At 56.8% G+C, this 22,585-nt stretch carries 25 protein-coding genes; 11 read left to right on the top strand and 14 right to left on the bottom strand.

Annotated features, from left to right (window positions below; all coding sequences use genetic code 11):
- Positions 1-9 precede the first annotated feature (9 nt).
- The 5 genes from gor (at position 10) to DSM117340_RS10015 (ending at position 5,326) form a co-directional block, all read left to right on the top strand.
- Positions 10-1,365 (top strand): glutathione-disulfide reductase, encoded by a 1,356-nt coding sequence (gene gor, locus DSM117340_RS10035; protein ID WP_089889632.1) that lies wholly within the window; start codon positions 10-12, stop codon positions 1,363-1,365.
- Between the two features lie 88 nt (positions 1,366-1,453).
- Entirely contained in the window at positions 1,454-2,614 is a 1,161-nt protein-coding gene (hflK, locus tag DSM117340_RS10030; RefSeq protein WP_089889637.1) for an FtsH protease activity modulator HflK, read from the top strand.
- Complete coding sequence (locus DSM117340_RS10025; RefSeq protein ID WP_089889640.1) at positions 2,614-3,492, top strand: protease modulator HflC; 879 nt, start codon at positions 2,614-2,616, stop codon at positions 3,490-3,492. The genes hflK and DSM117340_RS10025 overlap by 1 nt, the downstream gene beginning before the upstream one ends.
- Complete coding sequence (locus DSM117340_RS10020) at positions 3,492-3,695, top strand: DUF2065 family protein (protein WP_354689584.1); 204 nt, start codon at positions 3,492-3,494, stop codon at positions 3,693-3,695. Before DSM117340_RS10025 ends, DSM117340_RS10020 begins: the two co-directional genes overlap by 1 nt.
- A 230-nt stretch (positions 3,696-3,925) precedes the next feature.
- Positions 3,926-5,326 (top strand): Do family serine endopeptidase, encoded by a 1,401-nt coding sequence (locus DSM117340_RS10015; RefSeq protein WP_089891513.1) that lies wholly within the window; start codon positions 3,926-3,928, stop codon positions 5,324-5,326.
- A gap of 68 nt (positions 5,327-5,394) precedes the next feature.
- Here DSM117340_RS10015 and DSM117340_RS10010 read toward each other — a convergent pair whose 3' ends face one another.
- The 3 genes from DSM117340_RS10010 to DSM117340_RS10000 form a co-directional block, all read right to left on the bottom strand.
- On the bottom strand, positions 5,395-5,841 hold the full coding sequence (locus tag DSM117340_RS10010; RefSeq protein WP_089889647.1) for an RDD family protein: 447 nt from the start codon (positions 5,839-5,841) through the stop codon (positions 5,395-5,397).
- Positions 5,842-5,898: 57 nt separating this feature from the next.
- Positions 5,899-6,324, bottom strand: a complete 426-nt coding sequence (locus tag DSM117340_RS10005) for a DUF2852 domain-containing protein (protein WP_089889651.1) — start codon at positions 6,322-6,324, stop codon at positions 5,899-5,901.
- Between the two features lie 117 nt (positions 6,325-6,441).
- Positions 6,442-6,903, bottom strand: coding sequence for a YbaK/EbsC family protein (locus DSM117340_RS10000; RefSeq protein ID WP_089889654.1), 462 nt, complete (start codon positions 6,901-6,903; stop codon positions 6,442-6,444).
- 54 nt (positions 6,904-6,957) lie between these two features.
- Here DSM117340_RS10000 and DSM117340_RS09995 point away from each other — a divergent pair, with 54 nt between their 5' ends.
- The 5 genes from DSM117340_RS09995 to DSM117340_RS09975 all read left to right on the top strand — a co-directional run bounded on the left by DSM117340_RS09995 (position 6,958) and on the right by DSM117340_RS09975 (position 12,587).
- Positions 6,958-9,744 carry a glutamine-synthetase adenylyltransferase gene (locus DSM117340_RS09995; protein ID WP_089889657.1) on the top strand — a complete coding sequence of 929 codons (2,787 nt, stop codon included), beginning with the start codon at positions 6,958-6,960 and terminating at the stop codon, positions 9,742-9,744.
- Positions 9,734-9,994: a hypothetical protein gene (locus DSM117340_RS09990; RefSeq protein WP_177170648.1), complete on the top strand. Its 261-nt coding sequence runs from the start codon at positions 9,734-9,736 to the stop codon at positions 9,992-9,994. Before DSM117340_RS09995 ends, DSM117340_RS09990 begins: the two co-directional genes overlap by 11 nt.
- Before the next feature lie 155 nt (positions 9,995-10,149).
- On the top strand, positions 10,150-10,815 hold the full coding sequence (locus DSM117340_RS09985) for a DUF6778 family protein (RefSeq protein WP_177170649.1): 666 nt from the start codon (positions 10,150-10,152) through the stop codon (positions 10,813-10,815).
- A gap of 39 nt (positions 10,816-10,854) precedes the next feature.
- The gene (locus DSM117340_RS09980) at positions 10,855-12,051 is read left to right on the top strand and encodes an RSP_2647 family RNA methyltransferase (RefSeq protein WP_089889664.1); all 1,197 of its coding nucleotides are present in this window, start codon (positions 10,855-10,857) and stop codon (positions 12,049-12,051) included.
- Positions 12,048-12,587, top strand: coding sequence for an RSP_2648 family PIN domain-containing protein (locus DSM117340_RS09975; RefSeq protein ID WP_089889667.1), 540 nt, complete (start codon positions 12,048-12,050; stop codon positions 12,585-12,587). Before DSM117340_RS09980 ends, DSM117340_RS09975 begins: the two co-directional genes overlap by 4 nt.
- Here DSM117340_RS09975 and DSM117340_RS09970 read toward each other — a convergent pair.
- Positions 12,584-13,270, bottom strand: a complete 687-nt coding sequence (locus tag DSM117340_RS09970; RefSeq protein ID WP_089889670.1) for a M48 family metallopeptidase — start codon at positions 13,268-13,270, stop codon at positions 12,584-12,586. The genes DSM117340_RS09975 and DSM117340_RS09970 overlap by 4 nt on opposite strands.
- A gap of 24 nt (positions 13,271-13,294) precedes the next feature.
- Positions 13,295-14,452 (bottom strand): cytochrome P450, encoded by a 1,158-nt coding sequence (locus DSM117340_RS09965; protein WP_089889673.1) that lies wholly within the window; start codon positions 14,450-14,452, stop codon positions 13,295-13,297.
- A 60-nt stretch (positions 14,453-14,512) separates the two neighbouring features.
- On the opposite strand from DSM117340_RS09965, the gene DSM117340_RS09960 reads away from it, so the two are divergent.
- Entirely contained in the window at positions 14,513-15,247 is a 735-nt protein-coding gene (locus tag DSM117340_RS09960; protein WP_089889676.1) for an aspartate/glutamate racemase family protein, read from the top strand.
- Between the two features lie 79 nt (positions 15,248-15,326).
- Here the strand turns inward: DSM117340_RS09960 and DSM117340_RS09955 are convergent, their stop codons facing one another.
- The 9 genes from DSM117340_RS09955 to DSM117340_RS09915 form a co-directional block, all read right to left on the bottom strand.
- The gene (locus DSM117340_RS09955) at positions 15,327-15,926 is read right to left on the bottom strand and encodes a VTT domain-containing protein (protein ID WP_089889679.1); all 600 of its coding nucleotides are present in this window, start codon (positions 15,924-15,926) and stop codon (positions 15,327-15,329) included.
- Complete coding sequence (locus DSM117340_RS09950; RefSeq protein ID WP_089889682.1) at positions 15,923-16,279, bottom strand: hypothetical protein; 357 nt, start codon at positions 16,277-16,279, stop codon at positions 15,923-15,925. The genes DSM117340_RS09955 and DSM117340_RS09950 overlap by 4 nt, the downstream gene beginning before the upstream one ends.
- Complete coding sequence (locus tag DSM117340_RS09945) at positions 16,279-17,460, bottom strand: VWA domain-containing protein (RefSeq protein ID WP_089889685.1); 1,182 nt, start codon at positions 17,458-17,460, stop codon at positions 16,279-16,281. The genes DSM117340_RS09950 and DSM117340_RS09945 overlap by 1 nt, the downstream gene beginning before the upstream one ends.
- A gap of 8 nt (positions 17,461-17,468) precedes the next feature.
- Positions 17,469-17,633: a hypothetical protein gene (locus DSM117340_RS09940; RefSeq protein ID WP_177170650.1), complete on the bottom strand. Its 165-nt coding sequence runs from the start codon at positions 17,631-17,633 to the stop codon at positions 17,469-17,471.
- Positions 17,634-17,639: 6 nt separating this feature from the next.
- Complete coding sequence (locus DSM117340_RS09935; protein ID WP_089889688.1) at positions 17,640-19,010, bottom strand: DUF2927 domain-containing protein; 1,371 nt, start codon at positions 19,008-19,010, stop codon at positions 17,640-17,642.
- Positions 19,011-19,366: 356 nt separating this feature from the next.
- Entirely contained in the window at positions 19,367-20,251 is an 885-nt protein-coding gene (locus DSM117340_RS09930; RefSeq protein ID WP_089889690.1) for a lauroyl acyltransferase, read from the bottom strand.
- A 6-nt stretch (positions 20,252-20,257) separates the two neighbouring features.
- Positions 20,258-21,124 (bottom strand): DMT family transporter, encoded by an 867-nt coding sequence (locus tag DSM117340_RS09925; protein WP_218140877.1) that lies wholly within the window; start codon positions 21,122-21,124, stop codon positions 20,258-20,260.
- A gap of 83 nt (positions 21,125-21,207) precedes the next feature.
- Complete coding sequence (locus DSM117340_RS09920) at positions 21,208-22,287, bottom strand: FliG C-terminal domain-containing protein (protein WP_089889693.1); 1,080 nt, start codon at positions 22,285-22,287, stop codon at positions 21,208-21,210.
- A gap of 145 nt (positions 22,288-22,432) precedes the next feature.
- Entirely contained in the window at positions 22,433-22,585 is a 153-nt protein-coding gene (locus DSM117340_RS09915; protein WP_143037421.1) for a chitin-binding domain-containing protein, read from the bottom strand.

Below are 22,585 nucleotides of genomic sequence, written 5' to 3'. Positions count from 1 at the left end.
GAACGCGGCATGAGCTTTGATTATGATCTTTTCGTCATTGGCGGCGGTTCGGGGGGCGTACGCGCCGCGCGGGTGGCGGCACAGGGCGGAGCGAAAGTGGCTTTGGCCGAAGAAGACCGTTATGGCGGAACCTGTGTGATCCGTGGCTGTGTGCCCAAGAAACTTATGGTCTTTGCCAGCGAGTTTCCCGGCGCGATTTCGGATGCGCAGGCTTACGGTTGGGATGTGAGCCTCGGGGCGTTTGACTGGGGCGTATTCAAGACGAAGCTTCACGCTGAGCTTGACCGCTTGGAAAATGTCTATCGCGGCATTCTCAAAAACAACGGTGTTGAAAGCTTTGATGCGCGGGCCAAAGTGGTTGGTGCGCATGAGGTTGAGTTGTCTGACGGGACACGCAAGAGTGCCAAGCACATTCTGCTCGCCATGGGGGGACGACCTGTGAAGCCTGAGATGAAGGGTGCAGAGCACGCCATCACCTCAAACGAGATTTTCCACCTCGAGCGCTTGCCCAAGAATATGCTGATCCTGGGTGGCGGCTATATTGCCTGCGAGTTTGCTGGCATCATGAACGGTCTTGGGGTTGATGTGACACAGTATTACCGCGGCGCGCAAATTCTGCGTGGCTTTGACGACGAAGCCCGTGGCCTTGTTTCTGAAGAGATGATCGAGAACGGTGTGAAGCTGCATTTGGGAACAAACATTCTTGAAATGCAAAAAGTGGATGGCGGTATCCGCGTGATCTCAACGAATGGACACGACGAAGTCTTTGAACAGGTTATGTTTGCCACGGGCCGTGCGCCAAACACCCAAGACATGGGCCTTGAGGCCGTCGGTGTGGAGCTGGGCCGCAATGGCAAAGTTTTGGTGGATGACTACAGCCAGACCAAAGTCCCGAGCATTTATGCCGTAGGCGATGTGACGGACCGTGTGAACCTGACGCCTGTGGCGATCCGTGAGGGTATGGCCTTTGTGGAGACGGTGTTTAACGGCAATCCGACACAGCCTGACCACGAGCTTATCCCCACTGCGATTTTCACTCAGCCCGAGATGGGGACAGTGGGCTTGAGCGAGGAAGAGGCGCGTGAGCAGGAGGCGATTGAAGTCTATTGCGCGTCCTTCAAGCCGATGCAGCAGAGCTTTGCGGGGCGCTCAAACCGTGTCTTGATGAAGCTGATTGTGTCTCAAGCGAGCCGCAAGGTTTTGGGCTGTCATATTGTCGCGCCGGGCGCAGGCGAGATGATCCAGCTGGCAGGGATTGCCGTAAAGATGGGAGCAACAAAGGAAGACTTTGACCGCACTGTTGCGGTGCACCCGACGATGAGCGAAGAGCTTGTAACGATGAAAGAGCCTGTGAGGCGCGCTTAATCCTTGCCAAAAGGGTTGAAATGGTGGCGCAGGCACACAAGTTAGGACATAGCGTCTTAAAGACTTAAAACAGAGGGGAAATCTGTAGATGGCGGGTAATTCTGGCGGCCCTTGGGGCGGCGGCGGAAACGATAACGGGGATAACGGGCGCGACCAGCGGCCAAACGGTGGGCGCAGGCCTCCGAGCGAAGAGCCTTCGCCAATTCCTGAAATCGATGAATTGATGAAAAAAGGCCAAGAGCAGCTGCGCGTCCTGATGGGCGGTCGTGGTGGCGGAAATGGCGCGAACCGTGGTGGCCAAGGCGGCAGCGGTGGACCCGCGCTGAACCGTGGCACAATTGGCCTTGGCCTGTTGGTGGCGTTCGCGCTTTGGCTCTTTCAGAGCTTTTACACCGTGAAGCCAGAAGAACAGTCTGTTGAGCTTTTCCTTGGTGAATGTAACAGCCCATGCGTTGGCGGACCGGGCCTTAACTTTGCGCCATGGCCTGTTGTGACTGCTGAAGTCATGCCAGTCACTCGTGAAAACACCGAAGATATCGGTGGCGGTACGGGTGCGGATGCAGGCCTGATGCTGACGGGTGACGAGAACATCGTCGACATCGACTTCCAAGTGGTTTGGAACATCAACAACGCCGAGGAATTCCTCTTTAACCTGCGTGAGCCACAGGCCACCATTCGCGCCGTTTCGGAATCTGCGATGCGCGAGATTATTGCGCAAAGCGAGCTGGCCCCGATCCTCAACCGTGACCGTGGTCCTATTGCCGACCGTTTGAAAGATCTGATCCAGACCACGCTCGACAGCTATAGCAGTGGCGTGAACATTGTGCGTGTGAACTTTGACAAGGCGGATCCGCCCGAAGAAGTGAAGCAGGCGTTCTTTGCCGTGCAATCGGCCGAGCAAGACCGCGACCGACTTGAAAAGCAGGCTGATGCCTATGCCAACACTGTCCTTGCGGCGGCGCGTGGTGAATCTGCTCAGGTGCTTGAAGAAGCGGAAGCCTACCGTGCCCAAGTTGTTAACGAAGCACAGGGTGAAGCCAGCCGCTTTACTGCTGTTTTGAGCGAGTATTCCAAAGCGCCAGAAGTGACACGTAAGCGTCTCTATCTGGAGACGATGGAAGAAGTGCTTGGTAACGTTGATAAAATCATCCTCGATGGCAATGCCAGCGGCCAAGGGGGCGTTGTGCCTTATCTGCCGCTCAACGAGCTGCGCCGGAACACAACCACGCCAACAGGAGGGAGCAACTGATGCGCTCGACAACATATATCCTGCCAGTGATTGTGCTGGCACTTGCGGGTCTGCTCTCGTCTATCTTCATTGTGGACGAGCGTGAAAAGGCTCTGGTGCTGCAGTTTGGGCGCCTTGTGGACATCAAAGACGAGCCGGGTCTGGCGTTTAAGATCCCGCTTATTCAAGAGGTGATCCGCTATGACAATCGTATCTTGAGCCGTGACATCCCCCAGCTTCAGGTGACACCGTCAGATGACCGCCGCCTCGAAGTGAACGCCTTTGCGCGCTACCGCATTACCGATGTGGAACAGTTCCGTCAGGCGACAGGTGCGGGCGGCGATCAGGCCATCGAAGTGGCGGGACGCCGACTTGACTCAATCCTGCGTTCGGAAACGCGCGAAGTCTTGGGTACGGTTTCGTCCAACGACATCTTGAGCTCTGACCGTGCTGCGCTGATGCTGCGCATTCGCAACGGCGCGATTGCCGAAGCGCGGTCGTTGGGAATTGAAGTGATCGACGTTCGCCTCAAGCGCACTGACCTGCCCAACGCCAACCTCGCGGCGACATTTTCGCGGATGCAAGCCGAGCGGGAACGCGAAGCGGCAGACGAGATCGCCCGTGGTAACGAAGCGGCGCAGCGCGTACGTGCGCAAGCAGACAGAACCCGTGTTGAAATCACCTCTGATGCCAATCGCCAAGCCGAGATCATCCGAGGCGAGGCCGATGCGCAACGCAACGCGATCTTTGCCGAGGCCTATGGCGCAGATCAGGAGTTCTTCGAGTTTTACCGCTCGCTCAACGCCTATCGCGGCGCCCTTACGGGCAACAACACAAGCATGGTCATGTCGCCTGACTCAGAGTTCTTCAACTATCTGAAGAACGAAAACGGCAACTGATGGCGATTTGGGCAACTGCCCTTCTGGCCCTCGGGCTGGCGCTACTTCTGGAGGGGCTGGTCTATGTGCTGGCCCCTTCGCTTATTGAGGATATGTTGCGCGCCCTTAGAGAGCTGCCGCCAGAGGCGCGGCGCATGATTGGCGCGCTAATGATGGTGCTCGGTTTGCTTTTGGTCTGGGGCGCAAAGGCGCTTGGCGCGTGAGGTTTCGGCGTGTTCTCGCCGTTTCACGCCGTGATCACGCGCGTTTGAGTGGAGGTGCTCAGGCTTGGCGTTGATAATGAAACTTCCTAGTTTACATATATATGAGATTGAACCCGCGCCGCTTGGTGTGGAATGATCACACGAGATAAAGGAGCATCAGTGTGAGACAGGCTACAAGAGTTATTGCTATTAAGACTGCCGAGGCGGGCGTTGTGCGCGCGCTTTGGCTGATGATGCTGGGCGCGGCCCTCTTTCTGGCGCAGGCGATCGCAGCTCAGGCACGACCCGAGAGCTTTGCTGACCTTGCTGAACGAGTCAGCCCTGCAGTGGTAAACATCACCACCTCAACGATGGTGGCACGCGGCACTGGGCCAGGGGCGATTGTGCCGGATGGCAGCCCGTTTGAAGACTTCTTCAAGGAATTTCAGGACCGCAACGGACAGGGCAATCGCCCACGCCGCTCGTCGGCGCTTGGCTCGGGGTTTGTGATCTCGGAAGACGGCTACATTGTCACCAACAACCACGTCATTGAAGGCGCGGATGAAGTGATTATCGAGTTTTTTGAAGGCGGAGAACTGGAAGCCAAAGTGATCGGGACCGACCCGAAAACGGACATCGCGCTTCTGAAAGTCGAGAGTGATACGCCGCTGGCTTTTGTGCCCTTTGGCAACTCTGACACTGCGCGCGTCGGCGACTGGGTCTTGGCTGTGGGCAATCCTCTGGGGCAGGGCTTCTCTGTTTCTGCAGGGATCGTCAGTCAGCGCAATCGCGCGCTGCAAGGCGCATATGATGACTACATCCAGACCGACGCGGCCATCAACCGTGGTAACTCGGGTGGACCGCTCTTTAATATGGATGGTGAGGTTGTCGGTGTGAACACTGCGATCCTGAGCCCCAATGGCGGCTCTATCGGGATCGGCTTTTCTATGGCGTCAAACGTTGTGACGCGTGTCGTGAACCAGTTGCGCGACTTTGGCGAAACCCGTCGTGGCTGGCTTGGTGTGCGCATTCAGGATGTGTCTGATGATGTGGCCGAGGCGATTGGCCTTGAGAAGACTGCTGGTGCGCTTGTGACGGATGTTCCTGACGGGCCTGCGAAAGATGCGGGGATGCTTTCGGGTGATGTGATCATGAGTTTTGACGGCGTCGACGTAGAAGACACGCGCGGACTTGTGCGCACCGTGGGCAACGCGGATGTGGGCAAGACTGTGCGGGTGATCGTGTTCCGTGAGGGAAAGACCCAGACACTCAAGATCACGCTTGGCCGCCGAGAAGACGCGGAGAGCAATGAAGCTCCTATGGAAGAGGACACGAGTGAAGAAGGCGATGTTCAGGAGATGGAGATGCTTGGCCTCAAGCTGGCACCATTGAATGACGATTTGCGCGAGCAGCTTGAACTTGGGTCGGATGCAAATGGCTTGGTTGTCACCGATGTCGACGAAGCCGCCGAGGCCTTTGAAAAAGGGTTGCGTGCGGGTGATGTGATCACCGAGGCGGGCCAGCAGAAAATTGCCACGGCGGGCGAGCTTCAGGCGCAGGTCGATGCGGCTAAAGAGGCGGGGCGCAAGTCTCTTCTCTTACTCGTGCGCCGCGCGGGTGAGCCACGGTTTGTGGCGTTGACGCTCGACTAAAGTCTGGAGATACGGATATGAAACGGCCGCCCGAGTGATTGGGCGGCCGTTTTCTTTTGGAAAAGCGCTCAGCCGGCGCGGCGGTTGAGGGCGACTGAGCCGAGGGCCATATCGGTCAGGCCTTGGCCGCGTTCTTGGGAAGCCATGAAAATAACGGAGACAAACTGCGCGATGGGGAACATCCAAGACAATGTGTAACCTAGAGTGTGCAGGAGGGCATCTGAGGCAGTAAAGGGCGCGCCGCGACGTGTGCGAAATTCAATGGCTGTGAGGCGCATACCGAGTGTGGCGGAGCCATTGGCAAGACAGATTACGCGGTAGGCGAAGTTGACCAAAAAGGCGAGCAGGGGCAGAAAAAATAGCCCTGTAAAGGCTGTGAACGGTAGGATCAGAACAACCAGGAGCACGATGAGAACTGTGTCAATCGCCCATGATATCAGCCGCTTGAGCGGCACATCAGCATAGAACTCTGGCTGGTAGTGGGGGTCAGGCAAATCAAAGCTTTGGGTGTTCATCGTGTCCTCGTGAATAACAGTCTTGGCCCTCAAGATAGGAGGGCCAAGCGTGGTTTGTTAGGCTTTTTCTGTTTCTTCATGCTCTGAAGCATCGTGGGCCTCAGCGCGCTCATCCATGAACTGGTCAAACTCAGCCTTGTCCTTGGCATCACGCAGGCGCTCAAGGAAGGCTTCAAAGTTGTGCTGCTCTTCTTCGAGGCGGCGCAGTGTTTCTTCTTTGTAAGCGTCAAAGGCTGTGTTGCCAGAGGTGCGCGAAGCGGTGAAGCGTGCGTGCTGTTTGGCACGGCGCTTACGGCAGGAGCCAGAACCAAGGCGTTTGGTTGTGATCATGTAAAACAAGAGCGCAAGGCCGATCGGCCAAAATGCGATAAAGCTGATGACCATAGCGGCGATCCAAGCCCCTTTACCTTTGTCATCAAGCCAAGCCTCGGCGCGGGCAAACCATCCTTGGGAGGGGGAAGAATAGGGAACGGCGTGTGTCATGTTATTAAACTCCTTACTGGTATGCATCTTAATGTGAATGCTCTTCACATTACCAATATTGGTGCCGAGGGGGCGTCCTGCAAGGGTCTATGTTAAACAAATTTACATTTATGAAATTTAAGTCGTAAAATCAGCGTGTTGTGCCGCGGATTTTTCCAAAAGTCGGGCAGGTGTGAGGCTGAATACATGGTGTGGCGTGCCCGCGGCGGCCCAAATGAGCGGGAAATCCATCAAGCGCGGATCAAAAAAGCTGCGGATCGGGGTCTTGTGTGCGAGCGGGGAGACCCCACCGATGGCAAAGCCAGTCTGCGCTCGAACAAGTGCCGCATCTGCACGCCCAAGAGGCTCGTCCGCAAGGGCGGCTGCCTTGTTCTCGCAAACTTGATTTCCGCCCGCTGTAATGAAGAGAAGCGCTTGTCCAGTCGTTTGACCCTGAAAGATGATCGACTTGGCGATCTGATCCACTTCAACGCCGAGTTCTGCGGCGGCTTGCAGCGCGGTTTTGGCCTCGCCCGTTTCTCGGATTTCTGTCGTTTCACCTGCAAGAGCAGCACTCACGCGCTTGAGACTTTTTGACATGGCTCGGCTCCTCTTCGCGATTGACGCGGCTTTGGGCGCGGCGCATCCTTAGGTATGGAATTTGCACAGAAAATCAGCCGCCTGCCAAGGGCTTATGACAGTGATCGCGGCGCTGAGGGGCGCGCGCTTTTTGAGGGTTTGAGCGGTGATCTTGCTAAGCTTGTTGAGGGCGCGGCAGGGTGTAGCCCTTATCTGCTCTCTTTGATGATGCGTGAGGCTGCTTGGATGGCGGCAGCTTTTGATGCGCCTAAGGCTGCGCTTGACGCCGAGTTTGCGCGGCTGCGCGAGGTCGGCGCTCCAGATTTACCAAGTGAATTGCGGCGCGCAAAGAAGCGCGTGGCTCTTTTGACAGGACTGGCTGATCTGGGCGGCGTTTGGTCGCTCGAAGAGGTCACTGGCGCCCTAACAAATTTTGCCGATCTCTCGGTACAGTTGAGTTTGCGCGCTACCTTGGGGGCTGAAGTGCGGCGCGGCAAGCTACCTGGCATGAGCCTAGACGATCTGGAGACTCTGGGCGGGATGTTTGTGCTCTCTATGGGGAAAATGGGGGCCTATGAGCTCAACTATTCCTCAGATATTGATTTGATCTGTCTCTTTGATGAGGCCCGCTTTGAGCGCGATGACTTCTTTGAGGCGCGTAAGGCTTTCATCAAGGCGACGCGCGGCATGAGTGCGATGCTAAATGACCGCACCGCCGAGGGTTATGTCTTTCGCACGGATCTGAGGCTACGCCCTGATCCTGCTGTGACACCTGTGTGTATGGCTGTCGAAGCTGCAGAGCGCTACTATGAGAGCCTCGGGCGTACATGGGAGCGCGCGGCCTATATCAAGGCCCGCTGCGGTGCGGGCGATCAGGCGGCAGGGGAGGCGTTTCTGGAAACGCTGCGTCCGTTTGTCTGGCGCAAGCACCTCGATTTTGCGGCGATTGAGGATGCTCATAATATGCGCCTGCGGATCCGAGAGCATAAGGGGCTTGGCGGCAAGATCGACTTGATGGGCCATAACATGAAGCTCGGACGTGGCGGTATACGCGAGATTGAGTTTTTCACCCAGACACGCCAGCTTATTTCGGGCGGACGCGACACCGATCTTCGCGCGCGTGGCACCGTGCCCGCGCTGGGCGTTTTGGCGCAAAAAGGCTGGGTTCCAGAGGATGTGGCTGAGACACTGGTGAACCACTACCGTGCGCATAGAGAAGTTGAGCACCGTGTGCAGATGATTGCGGATCAGCAGACACATTTGTTGCCGACAACCGGCGAGGGCATGGAGCAGCTTGCGGCCTTTATGGGCGTTGAGCGCGGCGCTATGGAAAAGGAGCTCACCGAGCGCTTGGAAGAGGTACATGCGCTGACCGAGGGCTTCTTTGCGCCTGATGCCGTGAGCCCAGTCCCTGATATGCCTGAACTGGATGGCGAAGTGATCAGCCGATGGCCGACCTATGCGGCGCTCAGATCAGAGCGGGGCACGCAGATATTTAACCGTCTGAAGCCTGATATCTTGAGCGCTTTGGCCAAGTCTGCCGATCCGCATGGCGCGCTCTTGGCATTTGACGGGTTTCTGGCAGGGTTGCCGGCTGGGGTGCAGCTCTTTTCGCTTTTTGAAGCCAATCCGCAGCTTGTGAATTTGATCGTGGACATTGCGAGCACAGCGCCTGCGTTGGCGCATCATTTGAGCCGCAATGCCGGGGTTTTTGATGCGGTGATTGGTGGGGATTTCTTCGCGGATTGGAAAGGTGCGCTTGCGCTCACTGCCGAGCTTGGCGCGCGTTTGGAAGAAGAGGGTGATTACGAGCGCAAACTAGATGTTGCACGACGCTGGATGAAGGAGTGGCACTTTCGGGTCGGGGTTCACTTCCTGCGTGGTCTTACGGGCGCAGAGGAAGCTGGCGCGCAATATGCCGAGCTTGCCGAGGCTGTGCTACGGGCGCTATGGCCAGAAGTCGTGGCGCAGTTTTCTGCAAAACATGGTCCTCCTCCTGGAAAAGGGGCAACCGTGATTGGAATGGGCTCGCTTGGCGCAGGACGCCTCACAAGTGCGTCGGACCTTGATATTATTGTGATTTACGATCCTGAGGATGTGGAAATGTCGGAGGGCCGCCGCCCTCTTGCGACACGGCCCTATTATGCGCGGCTCACGCAAGCCTTGGTGACTGCCGTGACAGCTCCGATGGCTGAGGGGCGGCTCTATGAGCTTGATATGCGCTTGCGCCCCTCGGGCAATAAAGGCCCCGTGGCGACAAGCTGGCCTGCGTTTAAGGCGTATCAAGAGGGTGAGGCGTGGCTTTGGGAACATCTTGCGCTGGTGCGGGCGCGCCCGATTTGTGGGCTGGAAAGCTTGGCACAGGCGTTTAACGCCTTTCGAAGGCAGCTTCTGGCAGAAAAGGGCCAAGACCATAGGCGTACTGTGACAGGCGTGGCCGAGATGCGCGCCAAGATTGCAGCAGCCAAAGCCCCGAGCGGGCCATGGGATGCAAAGATCGGTGCGGGGCGCTTGCAGGATATCGAGTTGTTTTCACAGATGGGCGCTCTTGCAGGTGGGGTGTCAAATCTACGGGTGCAGGCCGGCGTGAAGGGGCTTGTCAGCGCAGGGTTGATTGATAGGGCTCAAAGTGAGGGCTTGATGCGAGCCTATCGACTTTTTTGGGCGCTCAACCTGACCACACGGTTCTTGTCGGACAAACCGTTTGATGCCGATGTGGCGAGCGAGGGGGCGACCCAACTTGTGCTGCGCGAAACGGGTGCAAAAGACCTTGCCTCTTTGCAGGTGGAGCTGCAAAGCTGCGCTGCGACAGCTGCGGATGTGATCGTGGCCAATCTCAGGGGAGCAGGTGATGAAGGGTGATATTTACGATCCAAAAGCTTTGATACGTGAAGCCTATAACATCGAGGGGATTACGGCCTCCGAGTGCCGCTCGATCTTTCTGGATTGGGCTCTGAGCTTGCCTGACGAACTGGACCAAACAGAAACTATTGCGCTTTTGCTGGATCGCCATAAGAGCGAAGGGCATCCTATGAATGATGTCTTGCAAGAGGGGTTGGCCACGATGGAGAGGCCGCGCCGCCGTGGTGGCTGGCAAGCGCGCCGCAATTAATATCTTTTAAAGTCAAATGCTTGTCTGTCTTGTGTCGATTTGAACACATTACAATGTGCCAAGCAATGACCCCCAATCTGCCTTAAAGTTGTCCGATTCCGCCTCCAATCTACTGTCTGAGCAGTAAAGCGGGCTAAAGCCCTAGGAGGACGAAGATGAAACTTATGAAAGCAGCACTCGTTGTCGCAATGGGCCTGAGCATTTCTGGCTGTGCGAGCATGGATGTGGCCACCCGCAACGCACCGTTTGTGGGCGGAAAAGAGCAACAAATTTTGAGCCAGCCGGTGGCTGTGAATGACATCAAAGTGAATGTGTCACGGGAGCTACGTGTTTCGGAAGCCGAGCTTTATTACCCTGTTGCAGATATTGTCTGGCGCGGCGATGTTCGCGGCGACCGCTATGAGCAAGTGAGCGCCATCTTTGAAAGCAGCGCGAAAGCCGCAGCACAGAACCTGACCGTTGGCCAGAAAGCGAACATCGAAATCGATGTTTTGCGCTTTCACTCTGTAACCGACAAAGCGCGCTACACTGTGGGTGGCAACCATTCGATCACTTTCATGCTGAGTGTCAAAGACCCTGAAACTGGTCTCGACTTGATGGCGCCGCGCAAGATTAAATCAGATTTGCACGCTTTTGGCGGACAAGAAGCCATTGCCGCGGACGCCCGTGGCGAGACACAAAAGAAGCGTGTCAGTGCGCATCTGGTAAACGTTATCCACAAAGAGTTGAGCGCATCTGTTGCGCCAGAAGCGATTGTGAGCCGCAATGCACAGGCCAGCCTTCCGTTTGCGCCCGTAGCTTCGCAAAACAGTCTTTACTAAGGCTTTCACAACCTGAGAAAAGTGATGTAAGGGGGCTGTATGACACAGCTCCCTTATTCCGTTATTCGCCTCAAACCCAAAGCAGACGCGCGCAAGATTCGTCACGGCGCGCCTTGGGTGTTTGACAATGAACTCGTGCTTGACCGCCGCACGAAAGCCATCTCAAAAGGCGAGATTGTGCTTTTGGAAGATGCCGATCGCGCGCCCTTGGGGCTTGTCGGCTTCAACGCCGAGAGCCGTATTTCGGGGCGCATGTTGGAGCGAAATGTCAACGTCCCTGTCGATGTTGCATGGTTTAAAGCGAAGCTTTCAAAGGCTTTGGAAATGCGTGAGCGGCTTTATAGCGAGCCGTTCTATCGCCTTGTCCATGCGGAGGCTGATGGGCTTCCTGGTGTGGTCATTGACCGTTTTGGTGACACGGTTGTATTGCAGCCTAACGCGGCTTGGGCCGAGATGAAGCTCGATGCGTTGTGCGAAGCTCTGCTTGGGCTTGGCGGGATCACGACGATCCTCAAAAACGCGGCTGGCCGCGCCCGAGGCTTGGAAGGCCTGGACGATGTGAGCGCTGTCTTGGCGGGTGTTGCCCCTAGCGGGCCTGTACCTGTTAAGATGAACGGTGCAACCTATATGGCTGACCTCACAGGCGGACAGAAAACAGGGATCTTTTTTGACCAACGAGACAATCAGGCTTTTGCCGCACAGCTCAGCCAAGGTGCTGATGTGCTTGATGTTTTCTCGCATGTAGGCGGGTTTGGCCTCGCGGCTTTGGCGGGCGGTGCGACAAGCGCTCTTGCTGTGGACGGCTCAGCACCTGCTCTTGAATTGGCGACTGAGGGTGCGAAGGCTTCGGGCGTTTCTGAACGCTTTGAAACCCGTGTGTCAGATGCATTTGATGCGCTTGTGGCATTGGCGGAAGAGGGGCGTACATTTGACGTTGTGATCTGTGACCCACCCGCTTTTGCGCCGTCTAAGAAAGCGCTCGATGCAGGTTTGCGGGCTTATGAGAGGATTGCACGGTTGGCGTCTGTTTTGGTCAAGGATGGTGGCTATTTGGGCCTCTGTTCGTGTTCCCATGCCGCTGACTTGAGCAAGTTCCGCGCCGCGTCTAGCCGTGGCATTGGCAGAGCGGGGCGCACAAGCCAGCTGATCCATACGGGTTTTGCAGGGCCTGATCATCCGCTGATGCCGCAGCTTGCAGAAAGTGGCTATCTCAAAGCGCTGTTTTATCGCCTGTGAAGTTGCTACTCGACACTTGCGTGCTGTATCCGACAGTTATGCGCGAGATGCTCCTTGGTGTGGCGGTTGCGGGGGCGTTTGAGCCATTTTGGTCTGCTGAAATCGAGGGTGAGTGGGCACATACTGCCGAGAAGCACGAGCAAGGCGCGCGGGCTTTTGCCGAAGGCGAAATTGCGTTGCTCAATGCCCGCTGGCCGAATGCGCGGGTGCGCTATGGAGAGGGGCTAAAGGCGCGCCTTTGGCTGCCAGATGCGAACGATATTCATGTGCTCGCAGCTGCGATTGCAGGCTCAGCTGATGCAATCATCACATTGAATAAAAAAGACTTTCCGGCGCAGATTTTGGCTGAAGAAGGGCTGAGCTTATTGGACCCTGACGCGTATTTGCGCGGACTTTGGGCCGCGCAGCCAGAGCTTGTGTCAGGCGTCGCCTCACGGGTTTTGGCCAAGGCTCAAGAGCTGTCAGGGCAGGATTGGGACATGCGCGGCTTGCTCAAGAAAGCGCGTTTACCGCGACTTGCGAAGGCGCTGTCTTAGGCGTCTTGCCAACGACTTTCGAGTGCACGAATGGCGGCAATACGCTCTTCGGTTTTTGGGTGGCTCAAGAGCCATGCTGGTGGGCGGCCTGCGACCGCGCCTGTGAGGGTTTCGAGCTTGTGAAACAGCTCGATCTGCGGCGTCACGCCAAAGCCTGCCTTTGTCATCAAAGCGGCGGCGTATTCGTCGGCTTCGTATTCGTCAGAACGTGAAAGGCGGGCGGCGAGGAGGCTTGTGGCGAAGTTGGCGAGCCAGAAGCCGATCACAGGAATGAAGCGCGATAGTACAGCGCCGAGGGCCATGCGCATCGCATTTTGGCCTGAAAAATCGATCATGCGGCGGCGGGAGTGGCCAAGGGCGACATGGCCAAGCTCGTGTGCAATGACGCTGGCGAGCTCTTCGGCGGAAACCTCGTTTGACCGAAATTTGTCGTAGAACCCGCGTGTTATGAAGATGCGGCCATCGGGTGCGGCAAGGCCATTCACTGGCTCAATCTCGTAAAGGTGGACACGCACGCGAGGGATGCCGAGCGCTGCTGCAAGACGTTCGAGAACAGGCTGAAACGCGGGATCGGCCAGCTCGGTGGACTTCGCATCCAGCTCTTTCAGCGTGTTGCGCACGGAGAAGCGGTAAATGATGTAGCCATAGATCAGCGGCAGAAGGATGGGCAGAAGTTTGAGCATGCCACAGATATGGGGTGTTTGGAGCTACCACGCAACGGGCATTTTTGTTGGGCCGCGAAAGGCCCATCCTGTAAAGGGAGCTGGCCCAGCGAGACGGAGATTGGGGAAGGCTTTGAAGAGCTTTGGGAGGGCGACCTCTGTGATGAGAGAGCGGGCCACAGCCGCGCCGCCGCAGAAATGTGGACCCGCTCCGAAGGGAATACTTGGACCAGTATTGCGCTTTATATCGAAGGTCTCTGGGGCTTCGAAATAGTCTTCGTCATGGCCCGCTGAGGAGAACATAAAGAAGATGCGTTCGCCTTTTGTGAACTGAACTTCACCAATGACCTCGTCTTTAGCGACCTCGCGCGGGGACATGCCTATTGGGGATATCCAGCGGACGTATTCATCAAACACCTCACTCCAAGTTGCGGCACCGCTCTTTACCATGTCGAGTTGTTCCGCGTGGGTAAGTAGGGCCCAAGAGGCACCGGCGATGGCGTCGCGAGGTTCGTTTTGACCTCCCGAAATAATCAGTTTGATGTTGGCGCGAACGGACTCTAGTGGCAGCCCAGCCTCAAGCATCACGCAAAGTGCTGACTTGTTAGGGTGTTTCATGACAATCGGAATCATTTCGTCGATGTGATCGTCGATTGAGCGTGTGCAGTCATGGCAGTTGGCCTCAATTTCAGGCTTCCCTGCGTAGTTGGCACAGCCGTCGATCATGCCTTGGCTGACGCGATCAAGCTCTTCGGCTTCCATGTTTGTCAGGCCTGTCACGAGCTTGAGTGTCTCGGCTGAAATGACCATGGCGTAGTCTCGGACGAGATCGCAGGCTTTGTTTTCTGCTATGAATTGCAGAAGCTTATCTGCTTTAGCGTCAATCTGCGGCAACCAGATGTCTCGCATCGTACGTGGACTAAGCGCGGGGAAAAGCGCACGGCGCTCAAACATATGTGCTTCGCCGTCCTTGCGCATAAGGTTCTCGCCCATAAGCTTGGTCATTAAGCCTTCAGGTTGCTCGGATGAAAAAATGTCGACGCGTTTTTCTTGGGTGAAGATGTCATCGCGGCGTGTGAAAAGCGTTGCATTTAACTCGGGCACAAAGGAGATGGGCGCGTGCGCACGCATGTGTGCCAGATCTGGATAGGGATCGGCTGCAAATCGTATCGGGTCTATGTGCGTGACAGGGGCATTGCTCATGGGGCAAGGTTAGGTGCGGGGTCAGATTCGGGCCAGCGGAATATACACAAGGCTCATGACATGCAGACTTACGACTTGGACGACGGCTATGGCGGGGCGGCAAAGCTGGGCCTGATTGTGCTTTCAACGGATGAGACACTTGAAAATGAGGCGCGCCAAGTGCTTGCGGGGCAAGCCGTGAGCCTTGTCCACACGCGTATCAGGGCTGAGGCTGATGTGACGCCTGAGGCTCTTAAAATGATGGAAAAAAGGCTCCCTGAGGCAGCGCAGCTTTTGCCCGAAGGGCTTAAGGCTGTAGGCTATGCCTGTACCTCGGCCAGCACTGTGATTGGGCCTGCACGGGTTGCTGAATTGGTACAAGACAGCCATCCAGAGGCGGCAGTGAGTGACCCTATTTCGGCAGTTATGGCAGGACTTCACGCGCTCAAGGCCAAACGGATCGCTTTTGTCAGCCCCTATGTGAAAGAGGTGACTGCACCGATGCGGGCGCTTTTGAGCGCGAATGGGTTCGAGGCGGTGAGTGAGTTTAGTTTTGCGGAACGTGAGGATAGAAAAGTCGCGCGGATCAGTGAGCAGAGTACACTTGAAGCAATAGAAAACGTTTCGAAAATATCAGAGTGCGATGCCGTTTTTGCCAGCTGCACAAATCTGCGGACCTTTGGTATTTTGCAAGAAGCAGAACAGCGCGCGGGATGCCCTGTGATCTCCTCTAATCAAGCACTTTTGTGGCATTTGCTCAAACTTGCAGGCCTTAAATCTGTGGGCTGGGGGCCAGGGGCTTTGTTTAAGCAATAGTTTGTGGGCCAAAAGAACAGAAGCGCTCGCGGTGACAGGTTAGCAGACTGCGTGCTTTGGCAGTGTCAGAATCGAAACGCTAGCCCCGCGCCCGCTGTCTGGAGAGTTTGAGCAACCAGCGCCCCAGAAAAAAGCTGCTGCCGAGTGCGGCAAGCAGGCCTAGCACTTGAGTGATGAGATCGGAAGCCATCATAAGGTTGTGCGAGAAGCCCTGTCCCAGCGTCACATAAAGCGCGACCCAGAGGGCTTCGCCTGCGGCGGCCCAAAGTGTGAAGCGTGCCCAGCTGAGCCGAGCAGCGCCTGCCGCCAAATTTGCGTAGGGTCCGAGCGGAGAAAAAAGCCAGCGCGTGAGAAACACCCCATAGCTGCCGTGGCTAAGAAGGTAGGCACGGGCGCGGGCATAGAGGCGGCGGCGTTTGGGGCGGCTGGCGAGCTTGCGCTCTATAAAGGCTCCACCACCTCGGCCTGCAACATAGCCGAGCTGATCGCCCGCAACAGCTCCAGCGAAGGCTGCGCCCGCGACCGCGCTTGCGCTCAAGTCTCCGGAGGCCACAAAAGCTCCCGCAGCCAGCATCATCAGAGACGAAGGGACAGGTAGCGCGAGACAGGAGGCAAAGGTTGTCAGGGCGAGCAGGGGCGCGCCGTATGTGGCGAGAAGTTGGAGAAGTGTATCGCTCATTTGATGCGCGCGTGGGCTGTCAGATAGCTCTCAGCGATCGCTATGATCGTCGCAAGTGGTACGCCGCGCTTATCGGCGATATCTTGCAGCGTGGGGCGCTCTTTGGGCGCTTCGCTCACGCCGAGATGTTTGGCTAGCTCGGGGCCGTCAACGTTCCAAGAGTTGGCAATGTAGCGTGGTGTCATCCAGCCTTCTAGGGGCTGGGCTTGATGGGCTGGGTCTGACCAGTAGATGGCGTGGCGGACAAAGCCTGTCGCGAAAAACAAAACCAGCGCGAGAGCGAGAGCGAAAGCAAGAGACATGACAGGATGGGAGCGCAGAACACCAAGCAGACCATTCTGCCGGCGAGACATCAGAGAAGCTCGCGCATGGCGGCTGTTATGCCGTCAAGCGTCATCGGGTGCATACGGTTTTCGAAAATCTCTTGGATCATCCCGATGGAGTGGGTGTAGCCCCAGTACTTCTCAGGTACTGGATTGATCCACACGTTGTTGGACCAATGTTCGCGGGTGCGCTCCAGCCAGACTTGACCTGACTCGGCGTTCCAGTGCTCGTTCGCGCCGCCAGGGTAGGCGACCTCATAGGGCGACATAGAGGCATCACCGACGAAGATACACTTGTAGTCTGCCCCGTAGGTGCGCAGGACCTCCCATGTGGGCGTTTGCTGATCCCAGCGGCGTGCGTTGTCTTTCCAGACGCCTTCATAAAGGCAGTTATGGAAGTAGAAGTGCTCAAAGTGTTTGAACTCAGATTTGGCGGCGGAGAAAAGCTCTTCGACCATTTTGATGTGCGGATCCATCGAGCCGCCAATATCGAGAAACAGAAGGACTTTCACGGCGTTGCGCCGCTCTGGGCGGGTCTTGACGTCTAGGTAGCCGTGCTCGGCTGTGGCGCGGATTGTGCCGTCAAGATCAAGTTCATCATGCGCGCCATCACGCGCCCAGCGGCGCAGGCGCTTCAGGGCGACTTTGATGTTGCGTGTTCCAAGCTCGACATCGCCATCGAGGTTTTTGAACTCGCGTTTGTCCCAGACTTTGACGGCACTTTTGTGGCGGCTTTCATTCTGGCCGATGCGCACGCCTTCGGGGTTGTAGCCGTAGGCTCCGAAGGGAGAAGTCCCTGCTGTCCCGATCCATTTGTTGCCGCCTTGGTGTCGGGCTTCCTGCTCTTTCAGGCGTTCTTTCAATGTTTCCATGAGCTTGTCAAAGCCGCCTAAACTTTCGATCTCGGCGCGCTCTTCAGCGCTCAGATGCTTTTCGGCGAGTTTCTCAAGCCAATCGGAAGGGATGTCGACAGCTTCTAAGACATCACCTAAAGGAAGATCTTCCAGTCCTTTGAAACTATGTGAAAAAGCACGATCGAAGCGATCAATGTGGCGCTCGTCTTTGACCATGGCAGTGCGCGCGAGGTAATAGAACCCTTCAATGTCATAGGTAACCAACCCGGCTTTGACGGCCTCAAGGAAGGTCAGGTATTCGCGCAGGGAGACAGGGATGCCAGCTTCTCGGAGGTTCTCAAAGAAGGGCAGAAACATCGTTGGCCTCAGATAAACCGCAGGATCAAAATGTTGACGAAGAGTGCCAAGATAGCCACCATCACGCCAATCACGGCAGCATGCTGCAGAATGTCGAGGCGGTTGCCGCCTTTTTTACGTGCGATCAGCGCCCCAATTAGAGCGCCGATCAGAAATCCTAGTCCTACAATCATTTGGTCTTACCCGCGTTGGCCCCGTCGTGGACTGAGCGTGGAGATTTCGCGCATCTTTGCGCGCACTGCCCATTCCGAACCAAATCCGTAACGCGCCCAGCCCAGACTGTCCAGCCGAACGTGCTGGGCCTCCGAGGAGCGGCCTGTGAGTTCGAGCGCTTCGGCGCGCAAGAGCATCAACGTGCTAAGGAGTGCAGCGTTTTCATGTTCTTTGGCGATATGCATTGCTGGGTTCACAAGGGTGAGTGCGCGCACGCCATTGCCTTCGCTGATGGCGTGGGAGGCGAGCTGAGACGCGACATAGGCGCGGTGCAGCGTTGTTGCGCTTGAGTTAGCGTAAAACTGATCCGCCGCTTGAAAGTGCTTCAGCGCTTCGTTGGGATCGGACTGCAGCGCGATCCGGCCCATAGCGTAATGGGCAAAGGCGCGGCGGTGATCCTGCCAGCCGAAGGCGCGCGAAATCTCGAGGGCTTTCTCGGCAGCCTTGCGGCGCTGTGGCATGCTGGCGCCAGGGCCAAGGGCCGTTTGAACAGCGGCGATATAGCTGCGGGGGGTTGGCGCCGCGCGCTCGGGGCTGCGGGCCTCGCCCGCGGGATTGAGGCGGGCGAGAACTCCGGGTAGCACGGAGGCGACCTGACGTTTGCTCATGCCTGTGCGCAGTTCGGGCGCGTAATAGGCGCGCAGAACGAGCATATCAAAGCCTGTGAGGACTGTGTGCATATTGTCGTCATTGAAAACGGAGTCGGGCAGGCGGTAAAGGTCATTCAAGGGGCCAATGGCTTGGGCGAGCTCTTCGTGCAAGCAGTCACGGACCTCTTGGGGGCTTGCGTCATTGGGAACGAATACGGCGAGTCGATTGCGCTGGCGCAGCTGGGCCCAGTTGGTCTTGGCGCTGCGGCGGGCGGACTTGTATTCAGAAATATCGGAAATATTGGGCACAACAAAGCAGGCCGCATGCGGCAGGTTTTTGCGAATGTCGGCGCGGCTTACGGCTTGAACTGTGATGTTGGCATCTGGAGCGTTTGTCAGGCTCACATTAAGGCGGGCCTCGCTTTGGAAGCGATAGATCAGACGAGTAAGATCGGGCAGGAGCGTCGCGGGCGGAGCACCTGTAACGCGGATGCTGATTGGGCCTTCGAAACGGGTGAGTACGGGGAGCTCTCTACCTGACTCAAGGTGAAAGCTGAGTTCAAGGAAGTCACGAGCTATATCAATGTTGGAGCGCGTAGGCGCTTCGACAGAAGAGGTTGCGAAAGATTTGAGAGGCGGCAAGCCGAGAGCACTTTCTTGCACAAAGTCGCGCGAGGGTGTGTCAGCCATATTGCCAGGCATACAGCCGACGAGTGTCAAGCACATGGGCAGCAGGAGTTTGCGCATTATGCGGCCCTCCCTTGAGGGGAAGAGGCGCGGAGCAGATGGGACGTGCTTGGGCATGCGGGGACAAGTGCACAAGACACTTGCAGACGCGTGGCGCGAGCCAGCTCTTTCTTTTCCATGTTCAGCTTCTGCCTTCAAATATTATCGTTGAGCAGACTTTTCGCTGCTCTTCCTGTCTTCCTTAAGGATGAATTGGGGCAAAAAAGTGACAATTTGTCATAACTGGTCAAGACCTGTGTATAACTCTGAAATGCCAAGAAAATCAACAGGTTCGAATGGGCTCTTTTCGCAACACGTCAAGTGGTGGTGCGAAAGGGCCATCCGGAGGGGTCTGAAACGGTGCGAAAAAGGCGCGGCTATTTGGACTTCCAACGGCGATGAATCCAGAACCATTGGCCAATATTTTCGCGCACCAGAGCTTCCAGCTGGTGGTTCACATCTTGTGTCATGGTCTTTGCATCGGTTGGCGTGATCGGGGCTTGTGCGATGATTTCAAAGTCGAGCCCGTTGTCTTGGCGCACGGCATAAACGGGGATAAGTGCGGCGTCATATTTCAGGGCAAGCTCCGCCGTGATCATTGAAGTCATCGCGGGTTTACCAAAGAAATCAAGAGCTTCCCCTGAAAGATTGTTTAGGTCGGTCAGGATCCCTAGCACCCCACCTGCGCGTAGATGTTTGACGAGTTGTTTCATGCCTGTCGGGCCTTGAAGAAACATTGGCTCACCGATCGCCGAGATGGCGCGGACGTAGTGCGCGTTGAAGTATGGGTTGCGCATGGCACGGTAGAGCGCGCCCATATTGTGGCCTCGCGCAATCAGGCTGGCGCGGACGGCGTCGTAGTTGCCAAAGTGACCTGTGACCAAAATGACAGGGCGGCCTGTTTTACGCGCCTCTTCCAAGGCGGCGAGGCCGGGGCCTGTGATGGGCGCGTTCACTGCGCGCGCTTTGAACGAATCGCCCGAATAGATCTCAATTAGCGTACGGCCTGCATTGTCGGGAGCTGCGCGACAGATGCGGCGGACTTCTTCTTCAGGTAGGTCGGGCATGACATGCGCGAGATTGGTGCGCACGCGGGCGCGCCAGCCGGCCAAAGGTGCTAGGACGCGCGAAACGACCCAACCCATCGCAGGAACGCGCCAGTGATAGGGCAGCAAGAGGCCAGCGCCAATCAGCCCGCGAAACAGCAGGTTGCTGACAAAATAACCTGCACGTTTGCGCAAGGGGAGTGGGGCAGCTGGCATAGGTGTTTAGCTTTTTGTTTTTCCGAAGGTCTCGCGGTGCCAGACATAAATGCCAGCCGCCGCAATCACAAGCGCGCCAAGCGCTGTGAAGAGATCGGGACTGTCGGAGAAGACAAAGTAACCATAGCAGATAGCAAAGAGGATGCCTGCGTAAGAGAAGGGGGCGAGCATCGCGGCCTCGCCTTCCATCAGGGCGCGGATGAGTGCGAGCTGCCCGAGCGTGGCGCAGAGCGTGATGCCGATAACGAGCGGTGCATCGGCCAATGCGAGAGGCTGCCAGAATTGCGGTAAGGCAAGCGTAAGCACCACAGCGCCAAAGAGGGCGGTGTAAAAGAGCGATGTCCATGCGTTTTCATCGCGTCCGACAAAGCGTGTTGCCAGAGCATAGGCCGAGTAACAGACGGCCGCTGCGAGGGGCAGCAAGGCAAAGGGCGAGAACACCTCAGAGCCTGGACGAATAACAAGAAGCGCTCCAATGAGGGCGGCCGCGATGGCGAGGGCGCGCCTGAGGCCGAAGCGCTCGCCGAGAAAAACTGCTGCGCCAAGCGTGATGAAGATCGGGTTGGTGGACATGACGGAAGCGGCTTCGGCCAGCCCGATATTGGAAATGCCAAAGAAGAAGAAGCTTGTGGCGCAAAGTAGGAAGACTGAGCGGGCGAGCTGGAGCTTGGGATAACGCGTGCGCACGATTTGCGAAAATTTGGGGGCGATAAGTGCGGTGACAAAAAGCGTTTGGCCTAAATACCGGACCCAAAGGGTTGTCATGGTTCCGACTCTGCCCGAGAGCAGCTTGGCCAGCATATCCATCGTCGAAAAACAGAAGATTGCTGCCAACATAAGCAGAATCGCCTTGGTTGTGGAAGAGAGGGGCATGCGCTGTCCTGCCAAAATTCATTCGCAGGTTAACGACTTTGTCGAGGGAGGGGAAGCGCTTATGCCCTTGTGTCTGATGAGGGTCAGTCTTCGTCTTCTTCCTCGTCCTCGACAATCAAAGTTAGTTCTCCTGCGGCTTGCAGGTTGCCGATGCTTGCGATCACCGCGTTCATGGCAGTCTCGCCATCTTTGGCTTTGATGCTGGCCTTCTCGGCAATTTCTTCGCGCAGCCCCTCGGCCATGCGCTTGGAAATATTGGTTAAAATAAATTCGGCCGTGCCGTGTAGGGACTCATCACCACTTTTGACAGCGAAGGCGAGGGCAATGAGCATTGTCTCAGGATCGACATCGCGGATGAGCTTCGGCACATCGACTGGGCCAACACGGGCTGGAATATGCACGAACGTGAAGATGGCCTTTTTCAAACGCTGCCCGAAAGCTTTGTCTTCTTCCGCAAGGCCGGCAAGCAGGCTATCACGCATTTCGGAATTGGCGATGTTGAGGATTGCGCCGAGGCGCTCCACGGGATCATCCTCAAAAGCGCGCAGGGGCTCATGTTCAAACTGTGCGGCAAGGGAGAGGCCGATCCGGTCCACGGCGTCAGGCGTGACCTGACCTGTGAGGGAGACCGCATAACTGATTTTGCGCGCTTCGGGTCCCGGAAGCTTGCCCAGAAGCTCAGCGGCTTTGGCGACCGGTAGCTTGGACAGGAGCACGGCGGCCACCTCTGTGCTTTCTTGCTCAAGGAGAGGAAGTAGCTTGTCGAGTTCAAGTGCGCGAATACGCTCCCAAGGATCGCCGATCTGGCGCACGCCCGCTTCTTTGCGCAAGCGCGCAGCTGTTTGAGGCGAGATGCGACCTTCTAGAGAGTGCAGCGCCTCGGCGAGGCCAGCTGGAAAGACAAGGCCCATGGCTTCGATTTCGCGGGCAAACTCGGCGAGGACGTCAGCCAGAGTTTCGCGGTTGATAAAGCCCATCCCACCGATGGCTTCGGTGAGAGTGCGCTGACTGTCGTCTGAGAGGCGCTCCAAAGGGACATCGGCGCCTTCCTTGAGCAGGAAGCGCACAATGATAGCCGCCTTTTGGGCGGAGGAGAGCCGCGCGGGGCCACGTGCGGAGGGAAGACTCGAGGAGAGAGACGTGTGGGGCTGCAACGCGGACATGGGGCTTCCTATCTGACTTCAGAAGACCCTAGAGCGAAGCTCCTAAAAAAGCCTTTCGACTCCTGCGTGGGACGCAGAGGCCAAAGGCATTTAAACCTAGGTTTTGTGCAAACTTTGGCTAAAATTGGTTTTGTTTTTAAGCGCCTTAGCTGTTGATCAGTGGCACACAAGCGCCTGACTGGGCGTCAAAGCTTTGGCCTTGGGGGCAGCTCATGGCTTGGTCGTGGCCACGGTTACACTCAGCAGACGCAAAGCTCGCGGACAGGATGAAGGCGGCGGTAAGGAAGAGTTTAGACAT

It is taken from the genome of Lentibacter algarum (assembly GCF_040580765.1).
GTDB classification, from domain to species: Bacteria; Pseudomonadota; Alphaproteobacteria; order Rhodobacterales; family Rhodobacteraceae; genus Lentibacter; species Lentibacter algarum.
The sequence above is the reverse complement of the archived record's forward strand: the minus strand, read 5'-3'. Positions and strand labels throughout refer to the sequence as shown.

What these genes read in the sequence shown, in the direction of transcription:
- gor (WP_089889632.1), top strand. Translation starts at nt 10, where the DNA reads ATGAGCTTTGATTATGATCTTTTCGTCATTGGCGGCGGTTCGGGGGGC.
- hflK (WP_089889637.1), top strand. Translation starts at nt 1,454, where the DNA reads ATGGCGGGTAATTCTGGCGGCCCTTGGGGCGGCGGCGGAAACGATAAC.
- DSM117340_RS10025 (WP_089889640.1), top strand. Translation starts at nt 2,614, where the DNA reads ATGCGCTCGACAACATATATCCTGCCAGTGATTGTGCTGGCACTTGCG.
- DSM117340_RS10020 (WP_354689584.1), top strand. Translation starts at nt 3,492, where the DNA reads ATGGCGATTTGGGCAACTGCCCTTCTGGCCCTCGGGCTGGCGCTACTT.
- DSM117340_RS10015 (WP_089891513.1), top strand. Translation starts at nt 3,926, where the DNA reads ATGATGCTGGGCGCGGCCCTCTTTCTGGCGCAGGCGATCGCAGCTCAG.
- DSM117340_RS10010 (WP_089889647.1), bottom strand. Translation starts at nt 5,841, where the DNA reads ATGAACACCCAAAGCTTTGATTTGCCTGACCCCCACTACCAGCCAGAG.
- DSM117340_RS10005 (WP_089889651.1), bottom strand. Translation starts at nt 6,324, where the DNA reads ATGACACACGCCGTTCCCTATTCTTCCCCCTCCCAAGGATGGTTTGCC.
- DSM117340_RS10000 (WP_089889654.1), bottom strand. Translation starts at nt 6,903, where the DNA reads ATGTCAAAAAGTCTCAAGCGCGTGAGTGCTGCTCTTGCAGGTGAAACG.
- DSM117340_RS09995 (WP_089889657.1), top strand. Translation starts at nt 6,958, where the DNA reads ATGGAATTTGCACAGAAAATCAGCCGCCTGCCAAGGGCTTATGACAGT.
- DSM117340_RS09990 (WP_177170648.1), top strand. Translation starts at nt 9,734, where the DNA reads ATGAAGGGTGATATTTACGATCCAAAAGCTTTGATACGTGAAGCCTAT.
- DSM117340_RS09985 (WP_177170649.1), top strand. Translation starts at nt 10,150, where the DNA reads ATGAAACTTATGAAAGCAGCACTCGTTGTCGCAATGGGCCTGAGCATT.
- DSM117340_RS09980 (WP_089889664.1), top strand. Translation starts at nt 10,855, where the DNA reads ATGACACAGCTCCCTTATTCCGTTATTCGCCTCAAACCCAAAGCAGAC.
- DSM117340_RS09970 (WP_089889670.1), bottom strand. Translation starts at nt 13,270, where the DNA reads ATGCTCAAACTTCTGCCCATCCTTCTGCCGCTGATCTATGGCTACATC.
- DSM117340_RS09965 (WP_089889673.1), bottom strand. Translation starts at nt 14,452, where the DNA reads ATGAGCAATGCCCCTGTCACGCACATAGACCCGATACGATTTGCAGCC.
- DSM117340_RS09960 (WP_089889676.1), top strand. Translation starts at nt 14,513, where the DNA reads ATGCAGACTTACGACTTGGACGACGGCTATGGCGGGGCGGCAAAGCTG.
- DSM117340_RS09955 (WP_089889679.1), bottom strand. Translation starts at nt 15,926, where the DNA reads ATGAGCGATACACTTCTCCAACTTCTCGCCACATACGGCGCGCCCCTG.
- DSM117340_RS09950 (WP_089889682.1), bottom strand. Translation starts at nt 16,279, where the DNA reads ATGTCTCGCCGGCAGAATGGTCTGCTTGGTGTTCTGCGCTCCCATCCT.
- DSM117340_RS09945 (WP_089889685.1), bottom strand. Translation starts at nt 17,460, where the DNA reads ATGTTTCTGCCCTTCTTTGAGAACCTCCGAGAAGCTGGCATCCCTGTC.
- DSM117340_RS09940 (WP_177170650.1), bottom strand. Translation starts at nt 17,633, where the DNA reads ATGATTGTAGGACTAGGATTTCTGATCGGCGCTCTAATTGGGGCGCTG.
- DSM117340_RS09935 (WP_089889688.1), bottom strand. Translation starts at nt 19,010, where the DNA reads ATGCGCAAACTCCTGCTGCCCATGTGCTTGACACTCGTCGGCTGTATG.
- DSM117340_RS09930 (WP_089889690.1), bottom strand. Translation starts at nt 20,251, where the DNA reads ATGCCAGCTGCCCCACTCCCCTTGCGCAAACGTGCAGGTTATTTTGTC.
- DSM117340_RS09925 (WP_218140877.1), bottom strand. Translation starts at nt 21,124, where the DNA reads ATGCCCCTCTCTTCCACAACCAAGGCGATTCTGCTTATGTTGGCAGCA.
- DSM117340_RS09920 (WP_089889693.1), bottom strand. Translation starts at nt 22,287, where the DNA reads ATGTCCGCGTTGCAGCCCCACACGTCTCTCTCCTCGAGTCTTCCCTCC.
- DSM117340_RS09915 (WP_143037421.1), bottom strand. Translation starts at nt 22,585, where the DNA reads ATGTCTAAACTCTTCCTTACCGCCGCCTTCATCCTGTCCGCGAGCTTT.